Source organism: Konateibacter massiliensis (assembly GCF_900184995.1).
Classification (GTDB): Bacteria; Bacillota; Clostridia; order Lachnospirales; family Lachnospiraceae; genus Lachnotalea; species Lachnotalea massiliensis.
Genome location: NZ_LT860099.1, coordinates 2,633,142 through 2,644,994, shown reverse-complemented (window position 1 = coordinate 2,644,994; position 11,853 = coordinate 2,633,142). Strand labels below are relative to the sequence as shown.

General features: G+C 42.3%; 8 protein-coding genes. 5 read left to right on the top strand and 3 right to left on the bottom strand.

Translation table 11 applies throughout. The features are described from left to right. Nucleotides 1-131 precede the first annotated feature (131 nt). Nucleotides 132-2,081 (bottom strand): AraC family transcriptional regulator, encoded by a 1,950-nt coding sequence (locus CTY48_RS17715; protein WP_099469777.1) that lies wholly within the window; start codon nucleotides 2,079-2,081, stop codon nucleotides 132-134. A gap of 264 nt (nucleotides 2,082-2,345) precedes the next feature. Next, entirely contained in the window at nucleotides 2,346-3,113 is a 768-nt protein-coding gene (locus CTY48_RS17710) for an NYN domain-containing protein (protein WP_099469776.1), read from the bottom strand. A gap of 244 nt (nucleotides 3,114-3,357) precedes the next feature. Here CTY48_RS17710 and CTY48_RS17705 point away from each other — a divergent pair, with 244 nt between their 5' ends. Then, nucleotides 3,358-5,580, top strand: a complete 2,223-nt coding sequence (locus CTY48_RS17705) for a sensor domain-containing diguanylate cyclase/phosphohydrolase (protein WP_099469775.1) — start codon at nucleotides 3,358-3,360, stop codon at nucleotides 5,578-5,580. A gap of 53 nt (nucleotides 5,581-5,633) precedes the next feature. On the opposite strand, the gene CTY48_RS17700 is transcribed toward CTY48_RS17705, so the two are convergent. After that, complete coding sequence (locus CTY48_RS17700) at nucleotides 5,634-6,821, bottom strand: aminotransferase-like domain-containing protein (RefSeq protein WP_099469774.1); 1,188 nt, start codon at nucleotides 6,819-6,821, stop codon at nucleotides 5,634-5,636. Between the two features lie 121 nt (nucleotides 6,822-6,942). Here CTY48_RS17700 and CTY48_RS17695 point away from each other — a divergent pair, with 121 nt between their 5' ends. From CTY48_RS17695 to CTY48_RS17680, 4 genes are all read left to right on the top strand, one after another. Next, on the top strand, nucleotides 6,943-8,343 hold the full coding sequence (locus tag CTY48_RS17695) for an aminotransferase-like domain-containing protein (protein WP_099469773.1): 1,401 nt from the start codon (nucleotides 6,943-6,945) through the stop codon (nucleotides 8,341-8,343). A 153-nt stretch (nucleotides 8,344-8,496) separates the two neighbouring features. Continuing rightward, complete coding sequence (locus CTY48_RS17690) at nucleotides 8,497-9,252, top strand: polyphosphate polymerase domain-containing protein (RefSeq protein WP_099469772.1); 756 nt, start codon at nucleotides 8,497-8,499, stop codon at nucleotides 9,250-9,252. After that, nucleotides 9,245-9,922 carry a DUF4956 domain-containing protein gene (locus tag CTY48_RS17685; RefSeq protein ID WP_236355016.1) on the top strand — a complete coding sequence of 226 codons (678 nt, stop codon included), beginning with the start codon at nucleotides 9,245-9,247 and terminating at the stop codon, nucleotides 9,920-9,922. Before CTY48_RS17690 ends, CTY48_RS17685 begins: the two co-directional genes overlap by 8 nt. A gap of 56 nt (nucleotides 9,923-9,978) precedes the next feature. Beyond that, nucleotides 9,979-11,835: a carbohydrate-binding domain-containing protein gene (locus tag CTY48_RS17680; protein WP_180272775.1), complete on the top strand. Its 1,857-nt coding sequence runs from the start codon at nucleotides 9,979-9,981 to the stop codon at nucleotides 11,833-11,835. The last annotated feature ends 18 nt before the right edge of the window (nucleotides 11,836-11,853 follow it).

Below are 11,853 nucleotides of genomic sequence, written 5' to 3'. Positions count from 1 at the left end.
TTCATAGGCTATTCTGCCGCGTTTAAAGATGTACACGGAATAACCCCCAGCATTTTCGCAGGGGGTCTGGGTTGTGATGCATGCGTTTCTTGTTTTGTACAGCATTATCATTCCGATATGCAGATGCCGAGCTATTGAGGCAGTTCGGCCAAAGCCTTTGTTATGTAGTCAAGATGCTCGGTACTAGAAAGAATGTCACTGTAAAACATATAACCATTCGCAACCTGAAAATATCGACCTTCTTTTACGGCCGGAATATTTTGAAAAACAGGATCGTCAGCAAAAACATCGGTGTCCTCGTTGTAATTAATGTGCATAACAATATCACCGCAATACTCTGGCAGCATTTCCATCGATACATTCTGCATATAGGTGGCGCCGGCTGCTGAGAGTGTCTGTTGCAGCTTCTCCGGCATATTCATTCCCAAATCATTGTAAATTATATTAGCGCCATAATTTACCCATCCAGTACCAATAATCATAATATTGTCATAGTCCGTAGCAACTATAATTGTTATTGTTTTGTCCAAAACCCCAGTGCTTTCCAGTTGTTTTTTTGCGGTTGCTGCTTTCTCGTCATATGTTTGGATAAGATCTGTTGCTGTTTGGCTTCCATTTTCTGTGTTCAAAACCTCAGCCAAAAACAGCATTCTTTCCAGAGCGGTCATGTTGTTTGACGGATTGAGGTAAACAACAGGGGCTACTTTGCTAAGTTTCTCATAATCCTTTTCTGAACTTGTGATAATGACATCCGGCTCCAGCGCCATAATGGTCTCGGCTTCCCAAGTTTCAATTTTTTGAGCATCATCCAGTTTGTTTTCGAGCGTAGAGCCAACCGGCATCCATGAACCAATACCTACAGGCATTGCCCCAAGCGCTAGCAGTTCACCATAATAGTAGTTTGCCACTATCCGTTCAGGCGTCCCCGTAATTTCAACGTCGCCCTTTTCCGTGCTGATTATCCTTGTTTCTTCCTCGGTAGAGGTTTGGGCTGTTATGGAGGTTGTTGGCGCTGATGTATCACTGTTAGTATTCACCGGCGTAGTACCGCAAGCGCTCATCAGCAGCATCAGGGACAGCGCCGCAGCTACCACCGCTTTGCTCCGCATTTGTTTGAACATAAAAGTTTCTCCTTTTCCTTTGAGTTTGTCAAGACTAACTAGACTCTCCCAATTATACGGAAAAGACAGCAGGTTATCTATGGGCGCATCTCCCATTTGGGATGTACAAATATCCCTGTACTGCGTTGTAGTCATATGCTCGTGCTTGCGAAACATACGCATCAGACTCAGCTCATCCGAAAACCCACATTTGGTAGCAATTTCCCGAAGGGTGCAGTTCGTATCAGAAAGATATTTCTTCGTTGCAGCCAACCTCAGGTTAATCAGATATTCTTGGGGGCTTTGCCCCGTCCGTGCGGTAAACAGGCGGTGGAAATGTGAGTTGCTAATACCCAGTACCTCCCTCATATTCTGTATGGATAGGGCTTCATCATAATGCGTATTTAAATATTTCTGCGCCAGTACAATTATATCAGGCTCAAAAACACTGACTTTACCGCGGTCCAGTTCCTCGTAGACCTCATACACCAGTTGGTAAAAAGCCGTTTTCCCATAGAACAAATTCAGAGGTGTGGGACCACTCCATTTTTCAAACATCCTTCGCAGTTGTTCTGCAAAGAAAAGAGGGTTTTCCGGCGCAAAACCATAGTGCTGCTGAAACGGATTGACCTGCTCCAAAAGCCGCGCATACTGTCTTCTATGGACAGAAGGCTCTGTCGCCTTATACAGCACCATATAGTATTCGAGCCAGTTTCCGGTCGGGTGGATTGACAGCTCCGTGCCCTTGCCGCCGTGAAACAGGCCGAAGCGATCTACGCTGTACACGGTATCATTTAACGATAGCTCCGCGCCGCCCCCGGCATACACAAAGGCACTGGCCGGCAGTCGATAGCTTTGAAGCGGTTCATTGGGAGAAATCAAGTTGTGGCGAATATCCAAAAGGGAAATAGCCGCCCGGTTCCATATCTGGAGCGCAGCGGCAATTTCCTTTTGTGTAAAGATTGATGAGTTGTTGTTCATAGTACACCTCTCTAGAAACACCTTTAGTTAGATAAAACTAACTAGAAGTATACCATAGATTGGGTGCTATATCAATCTTGTTTAACGATTGGCCAGTTCAAGCAAAGAATTTGTGATTACATCCATTGATACCGACATAACATTCACAGTATATTCATTCACCAGATTTTGCGGTGCACTTAAACCCAAGGCTGTATATAGAGCACCACCGCCTCGGATTGAGAGGTAGGGAAGTTGAAGTGTCGAAGATATTTTTTTACAGAACTATAAACACTTATAAGCCACAATACTGGCATTACCCTTTCCGCGGTATTTCTTAATTTCATATCGATCAGGATATGCTTCCAGTAAATTTGAGAGTTTGGAATGTCCATAAGTACGAGTATCGAAGTCCGGTTTTGTTCTTTTTAGGAACGCGCCCACGGAGCTTACATTTACAAAGCCGTCATCCTCCTGATATTTTTCGGAGGCAATTTCGAGCAGGCTGTGGATTTCATCGATGGTTGCAATTGTATTTTGTGGATATTCTTCCTCGACCTCAGCATCCAATTCTATAACAGCCTTGTCCGTGTCAGTAATCTCAGACGTTCCGGCTGTGTTGGTGAGGTTCTCCAAGAAAATAAATTCATCACAGGCATTTCGAAATGCCTCAGGTGTTTTTTTTTCGCCGACACCAATCACAGAGACACCGGATTCGCGAAGCCTAAGAGCAAGGGGGGTATAATCGCTGTCACTGGCAACAAGAACGAAGGCATCATAGATGCCGGAGTGAAGTAAATCAATTGCACTGATAGCTAAGGCAATATCAGTTGCATTTTTGCCTTTGACATAGTCAAATTGCTGCTCTGCCTTTATCGCCAGACGTTTTAATTCAGCTTCCCAATTTTTCAGTGTATCCTTTTTCCAGTTGCCGTAGGCTCTTTTCACGATAATGCGTCCGTAGGCAGAAAGTTCACGCATAACGGCTTCTATTTTTGAAATACGCGTATTATCCGCGTCAATCAGAACTACCATTTTTTCAAGATTATCCATAGTTTTTGTCCTCCAATTAGATTTAAGGGCCGCCCCTTTGCAAAGTAAAATCTATAACAAGTATAAGGTCATCTATGCTTATTATGCAAGTATTTTTGAGTTAAAATCCAATTATTATAATTTTATTAAATAAGTAGATATAATTATATACAGCGAGAAAAATGATGTATAATGTAGCAAAAGATATGATTATAACCACCAAAGGCGCATGAGGAGATAAGTGCTGTATTATTCGGAGAACGATATGATTGGAAAACTTAGAGATGGATTACGTTTGTTATTATCAAAAGATCAACTAAATCAGTTAAAGTGGGAGAGCGTAAGAATCTGTACGCTTTATTTGGTTATTGGATTTTTATGGATTTCTTTTTCCGATCGCCTGGTTGCTCACGTTATAAAAGACAGCAAACTTATTTTGGTGGTTAATACATATAAAGGCTTGGGTTATGTTTTAATCAGCACGATTCTTCTTTTTTATCTTATGTCCAAGCTTTTGAAAAAGGTGGATGTTGCCGAGAAAAAGCTGACGGAAAGCTATGATGAACTTTCTGCGGCAAATGAAGAGCTTCAGGCATATGTGGAGCAGCTTACAGCGTCAGAGTCAGAGCTTCGCAGTCAATATGACCAAATTATAGAGTTTGATAAAATGCTTCGCATAAGTGAGGAAAAATATAAGACGCTAGTTAGCCAGATGCAGTTGGGGCTTGCCCTTTATGAAGGCACAACGAATGAGGATATTTTGCATTATAAACTCATTGACGCAAATTACAGCCATGAGGTGCTGACGGGATTTAAGAAAAATGAGGTGCTCGGAAAATATTTTTATGAAATACACCGTGAGATGAAAAGCGAAAATTTGGACAAGATTATTCACACCGTTAAGACGGGAGAACCGAGCCGCTATGAAAGATATCAGATCCATACCGATCTTTATTATGAAATCATTGCCTACCGCCCGATGCTAAATCAGCTTGCCATTATTGTAAATGATATTACAAAAAGAAAGCAAGCAGAGGAGCAGATGCGAATTAGCGAAAACAATTTTAGAAATCTGTTCGAACATTCTTCAGACAGTATTTTTTTGATTGATGACTTTAAGATTACAAATTGCAACAATGCAGCTGCAAGAATGCTTGGATTTACTTCAAGAGAAACAATTATAGGAAAAAGCCCGACACATTTTGCCATGCCAAAGCAGCCCGATGGCAGTGTTTCAAAGGATGTCTTTTTTGAAAAGCTGGAAAGCTGTATGAAAAACGGAAAAACGCAGTTTGAATGGTGGCATCTTAGGAAGGACGGTTTTCTGGTTCCAAATGACATTATGATGACCGCGATAGAATCGGACGGAAAAAAAGTAATACATACAGTATGCCGTGATATCAGCAATCGCAAAGAGATGGAAGAAAAGCTCAATTATTTAAGCTATCACGATCAGTTAACGGGTTTATATAACAGGCGATTTTTTGAGGAAGAAATGATTCGGCTTGATGCAGAGGAAAATTATCCGCTTATGCTTACAATGGCAGATATTAATGGATTAAAGCTAATCAACGACTCTTTTGGACATACTGTGGGTGACAGTTATATTCAGAAGGTGGCAACGGTGCTGACAGAAGGAGTCAGAGAGCAGGACGTTGTATGCCGTCTGGCTGGTGATGAGTTTATTATATTTTCTCCAAAAACCGATTTAGATGAGATGGAAACTATGATACAACAGATTAAAGAGTTGGCAAAAAAAGAAACGGTGAATTCTGTCGCATTATCGATTTCCTTTGGCTTCTGTGCCAAGACCGACAATGATGAGTCTATATTAGAAGTTTTGAAAAAAGCAGAAAATTACATGTATAAAAGAAAGCTGATCGAAAGTCCGAGTATAAGAGGAAAGAATGTATTCACAATCATGTCAGCACTTCACGAAAAGAATCCGAGAGAGGAACAGCATTCCTTGCGAGTATCCTGCTTATGTGAAAAAATGGGACTTGCAATCGGAATGTCCGAAGATAATGCAAAAGAGCTAAAAACCGTGGGACTTCTCCATGATATCGGAAAGATTGCCATTGAAGAGGGGATTTTGAATAAGGAGGGCAAGCTCACCGAGGACGAATGGGAGGAAGTAAAGAGACATCCGGAAATCGGTTACCGTATTTTGAGTACAGTAAATGAGATGTCGGAGATAGCAGATTATATACTGGCACATCATGAGAGATGGGACGGAAAAGGTTATCCAAAGGGATTAAAGGGTGAAGAAATACCAATCCAATCTAGAATTATCGCGATTGCCGATGCCTATGACGCGATGACCAGTGAACGAAGCTATCGCCAGGCAATGTCGCAGGAATATGCCGTAGAGGAACTGAAAAAGGAAGCAGGAGCCCAGTTCTATGAGCCGTTTGTGAAAATCTTCATTGATAAGGTGTTAAGTGACGAGAGTACATGTACTGACGATGCGGAGAATAAAGAGGAATGAATAAAAAATAAAATTGTCAGGTTCCGGAGTGGGAATGCTGACAATTTTATTTTTTATGGAGATAAGAGGTCTTCTATTGCCTGCGCAATCCTCTTAATTCCCTCAAAAATAGTATCGGAATCAGAGTTCGTGTAGTTGAGGCGGAAAGACGGTACATTTTTTTCGCCCACATAAAATGGGTCACCCGGTACAAAAGCGACCTTTTTCTTGGATGCCTTCTGGAATAATTCAAGCGCGGACTGTCCGTCGGGAAGAGTAGCCCACAAGAACATGCCGCCTTGCGGAACGGTGTACTTTATCGTACTCGGAAAATATTTTTGGATAGCGGCAAGCATTGCACTGCTCTGCTCCTTATAAAGCTGTCTGATTTTTACAATATGCTCGGTCAAATCATGATGGGACAGGTAGTCATAAATCACATATTGGGAGAAAATATTGCTGTGCAAATCGGAAGCCTGTTTTGCAATGACAAGCTGATGCATAAGCTCTCTATTCTTCGTGCAAATCCAGCCAAGACGAAAGCCCGGTGTTATAATTTTTGAGATGGAGCCAAGCAAAACGCTGTTTGGAAGTTTTCCAGCACCGATGTAAGGAAGATTCTCTCCGTCAAATCGAAGGTCGCCGTAAGGATCATCCTCAATCAGAACGGTATTATAGTCTTGCAATATGTTACAGACTTGCTCCCTGCTTTCCTTTGAATAGGTGAGTCCGGTCGGATTCTGGAAGTTTGGAACCGTATATAAAAGCTTAATGGGACCTTTCTCAAGTTCAGTCTTTAGCATAGCAGCATCTAATCCGTTGTCCTTTAAATCAATTCCCACAAAAGAAGGCTGATACATGGAAAAGGACTGAATGGCGCCAAGATAGCCGGGACGCTCGATTGCAAGGCGGTCTCCTTTGTTAATCAAAACCTTTCCAAGCAAGTCAAGTGCCTGCTGGGAGCCGGTCGTAATCAGAATATCATTCTTATCATAGCTTAGCTCGAACTTTTCCTCATAGCGCTTTGCGATGTATTCTCGCAGGGGGTCATAACCCTCGGTTGTGGAATACTGAAATACTTTGCCCTGAAAATCATGGATTACACGGTCTGAGGATTCCTTTAACGCATCCGCAGGAAACGAAATCGGGTTTGGCAGTCCGCCGGCAAAGGAGATGATATCATCACTCTGCGTAACCTTTAGTATTTCACGAATAAATGAAGACGGAGTATTTAACACTCCATCCGAAAATAATTGTTCCATCACGATTCCTCCTAAAAACCAAGCGATAGATAAACGCTTTTATTGTTTTGATTATAGCATTGCAACAATATGCATACAATGATATAATTGTATGCAAAACAATAATATTAGGAGAGAGACAATGCCTGTAAATTCTTTTGAAAATTATCCGATGAGCTGGAAACCAACGATTAAAAATAGAAACAATTCTTTATATAAAGAACTGGCAACGCAATTGGAGAATGACATTAAAAGTGGCATCCTAAAGCCGGGCACAATGCTGCCACCCCAGCGAGAGCTGGCAGATTATATGGATATCAATTTGAGTACTGTATCGAGAGCCTTTAAGCTGTGTGAGCAAAAGGGACTTGTATATGGTGCGGTTGGAAGGGGAACCTTTGTGGCATCAGATGTGGCACACAGTACGGTTTTACTTAGCGGAAATGAGGAAAAGCTAATTGAAATGGGAGCGATTATGCCGTCTGCAACGCCGAACCAGATTATTTTGGAGACAATTCAAAGGCTGATTCGAGAGCCGGAAATGTATCGGTTGCTTCAGTACGATTTGGTAGAGGACAATCTGTTACAAAAGCGTGCGGCTGCTAAGTGGCTGGAGCGTTCCAATTATCATGTAGATTCAGACAATATTCTGTTTGCGGCAGGCGGGCAGAATGCGCTTGCGGGCATCCTATCCTCCATGTTTCGCTGCGGTGATAAAATAGGGACGAACGAGGTTATTTATCCGGGAATTAAATCCTTAGCGAATATGCTTGGAATTCAGTTGGTGCCAATCCCGAACAGGGAAAACGAGGCATTTGCGGATACACTGCGGCAGGTTTGCAGGAAGGAGGATTTGAAGGGCGTTTACCTGATTGCAGACTATCATAATCCGACTACCTACAGTATGGATACAAGGACACGAGAGGAGATTGCGCAGGCGGCAAAGGAGCTTGGCATCATTGTGATTGAGGACGGAATTAACAGTCTTTTAAGAGAAAATCCACTTCCTCCCATTGCAAGCTATGCGCCCGATCAGGTTATCTACCTGTCAAGCCTGTCAAAAACATTGTCACCGGGGCTTCGAATTGCCTTTGTTGCGGCACCCCCGTCTTATTATAAGAATTTATCTCTCGGCTTTTATAATATGAACATTATGGTTTCCCCTCTTATGATTGAGGCAGCAATCCGCCTTATCCATTCAAAAGCGGCAGATGATATTTTGGAGAGCAGGCGTGAGCATACAAGAAACAGAAACCGCCGGTTAAACAGTATTTTGGATGGATATGAAATATATGGAGATGAGCTCTGCAATTTCCGTTGGCTTGTTCTGCCGGAAGGCTTTACAGGAAGAACCTTCGAGCTTTACGCTAAAAATGCAGGGGTGCAGCTCTATTGTGCCGAACGTTTTGTCGTGGGAAGCAGTAAGGTGCCATCGGCGGTTCGAATCGCAGTCACAGCCGAGGAGAATGATGAGAAATTTGAAAAAGGTTTAAAAATTTTAAAAAAAATATTGGAATCAAAAACAGAATTTACATACTTTTAAAACCCGCTAAATGCGGGTTTTTTATATGATAGGGAAGTTTTACACATTTTTTACCTTAATTTAACCTGAAATGTTTTTTTAAGAGTAATTTAAGTTAGATGCGTTATGATGGGTGTATCAAATAATAGAAGAAACCACGAGGAGGTAATGGAAATGGCAGACTATCAGGGAGTTTTCAAAAGATACGAGAAAAAATATTTACTTACCGACTATCAATATAAATTACTAAGGGAACGGCTTGCAGAGTATATGGAAGAAGATAGTTACGGATTACACACAATCAATAATATTTACTATGACACAGATGATTACAGACTAATCAGGAAATCACTGGAGAAACCAATCTACAAGGAAAAGCTGAGACTGAGAAGCTACGGAACGCCGACGAAGGACAGCAATGTTTTTTTGGAAATTAAGAAAAAATATGATGGAGTTGTCTATAAAAGAAGAACCGCGATGAAGCTTGATGAGGCAGGCAAGTATGTTTTAGATGGAAAGCAGCCGTGCAGCACTTCACAAATTACAAGAGAGATTGACTGGTTTTTAAAATCCTATGATTTGTCACCGAAGGTTTTTATCGCATATGACCGAATCGCGTTATTCGGAAAAGAGGATGCGGATTTGAGAATTACATTCGATACGAATATAAGATGGCGGGAAGAAAATCTGGATTTGGCAAGAGGCTCAAACGGAAGACAGCTTTTGCAGCCGGGACAGGTATTGATGGAAATTAAAATTCCGGGTGTTATGCCGCTTTGGATGAGTCATTTGCTCAATGAGATGGAGATTTATTCCACATCATTTTCCAAGTACGGAACCTGTTACAAAAACCATCTTATCCATACATTTTTACGAAATCTGGATAAAAATATTATGAATACACAATTAGGAGGAATGCACTGTGCTTAATAGTTTATTAACAACCACCACTTCAGGAGATATCAGCTTTCAAAGTATTATTATATGTACCATCGCTTCATTGATAATGGGATTTGGAGTTGCTCTCGTATATATGTATAAAAGTAAATATTCCAAAAATTTTATCATCACTCTGGCTTTGATGCCGGCACTGATTCAATTGGTTATTATGATGGTAAACGGCAATCTTGGTGCCGGAGTTGCGGTAATGGGTGCCTTCAGTTTAGTAAGATTTCGCTCCGTTCCGGGAACCTCAAGGGAGATTTTAAGCATTTTCTTCGCAATGGCACTGGGACTTACAACAGGAATGGGATATGTTGGTTATGCAGCGATATTCTTTGTTATCATCGGAAGCGTTATGATTGTTTTAGCGGGCAGCAAATTCGGTGAGAAGAACGAGGCAGAGAAAGAGTTAAAGATTACAATTGCAGAAAGTCTGGATTATAATGGAATTTTTGATGATTTATTTGAAAAATACACAAATTCAACAGAGCTGGTAAGAGTAAGAACAACAAATATGGGAAGCCTTTACGAATTGCAGTATCATATCACAATAAAGGATCAGACGCTTGAAAAAGAATTTATTGATGAAATCCGTTGCAGAAACGGTAATTTGAACATTACTTGCGGCAAGGTGCCGATGACAAGAGAAGAATTGTAATTAGAAGAAAAGATAACATGATTTATAAAGATAGAAAGATAATGGAGGAATGCATTATGAAAAATCATAAAATGAAAGTATGTGCCGTCCTGTTAGCGGGAGTGCTGGCAGCAGGAAGTATAACGGGCTGCGGGACAAGTACAGCAACGGAAACGACAACCACGGAGACAACAACAGAAACAACGGCGGAGGCAACAGAAACTTCATCAGAAAGCAGTACAATAGAAGCATTTGAATATACAAGCGAGGACATTGACGCAAGTTACGATGAATCAAGTGCCACGGGAATAACCCTTAGCGGAGATTCCATCAGCGTGGACGGAACAGGAGCCGAGGTTTCTGGGACAACCGTTACGATTAGTGAGGCAGGAACTTATATTTTAAGCGGTGAACTGACAGACGGACAGGTTATTGTGTCAGCAGATAAGGAGGATACGGTACGTCTTGTTTTAAACGGCGCCAGCATAAGCAGTTCAACAAGTGCCGCAATCTATGCGGAGCAGTCGGATAAAGTGATTATTATCTTAGCAGACGGTACAAAAAATTCCGTATCAGACGCCACAACCTATGTATATGAAAGCACAGAGGAAACGGAGCCTGATTCAGCAATCTTTTCAAAAGATGATCTGATTTTAACTGGAACCGGCAGCTTAACAGTGAAAGGAAATTATAACAACGGTATCCAGTCCAAGGATAATTTACTTTTTGCATCAGGAACCTATGATATCACAGCGGTAAACAATGCATTACACGGAAAGGATACCTTGACAATATTAGACGGAACCTACACGATTGACGCGGAGCATAACGCCCTTAACTCCAAGGGAAATCTGACCGTGGAAGGCGGAACGTTCTCTCTGAAAGCGGTAAAGAAGGCGCTGCATGCAGACTATGCAGTTGTGGTAAACGGAGGAACAATCAATGTATTAGAGGCCTATGAAGGAATTGAGGGCTTGACCATCACAATCAACGGCGGCGATATTGATATCGTATCAAGCGATGACGGATTAAATGCGGCAAACCAAGACGATACGGAGACAACGGAGAGTACAACAGGCAACACAACGAGCGGCAGCGAGGTGACACCACCGGATAATGCAGAAGCTGAGACTATGTCAGCACCGGAGGATGCAAGTGCGGCAATTACACTTACCGCTGATACAACGCAGGATAGTACCGCAACAAACGGAGAGTCCGGCACAACGCAAAACCAAGACCAAATGATGCGTGGCGGTGGCGGCGGTATGGGAGGTGGCATGGATGAGCTTGATGAGAGCTGTGTCATTACCATCACAGGAGGCACCCTGACAGTAAATGCAGAAGGTGACGGAATTGACTCAAACGGCAATATTTATATGACAGGCGGAACCGTATATGTAAACGGTCCTACAAATTCAGGAAACGGTTCATTGGATTATGCGGGAAGTTTTGAAATCAGCGGAGGCACTTTAGTGGCAATCGGAAGTTCAGGAATGGCACAGAGCATCAGTGATACTTCTACGCAGGCAGGGCTTGCGGTTATGTACACAAGCAGCCAGAAGGCAGGAAGCGTGGTTTCCTTATTAGACAGCAGCCAAAATGAAGTGTTAAGCTATACATCTGTAAAGGATTACAGCTCGATTGTAGTCAGCACCTCAGACTTAAAGGATGGAGAGACTTATACTCTGACTTCAGACGGAACAACACTCGGACAGATTACGCTTAGCGGAATTATCACAACAACCGATGAGACAGGAGCGGCTGCTACGGCAAATACGATGGGATTTGGAGGCGGCGGACGCGGTCAGATGTTCCAGAATGGTGAGAGACCGGAAGACGGAACGATGCCGGAAATGCCGGCAGACGGTGAAATGCCGACTCCGCCGACAGACGGAACAGCACCATCCATGGAAAGTGCACCGGCGGAAAATTAATTAATCATTATATAAGGA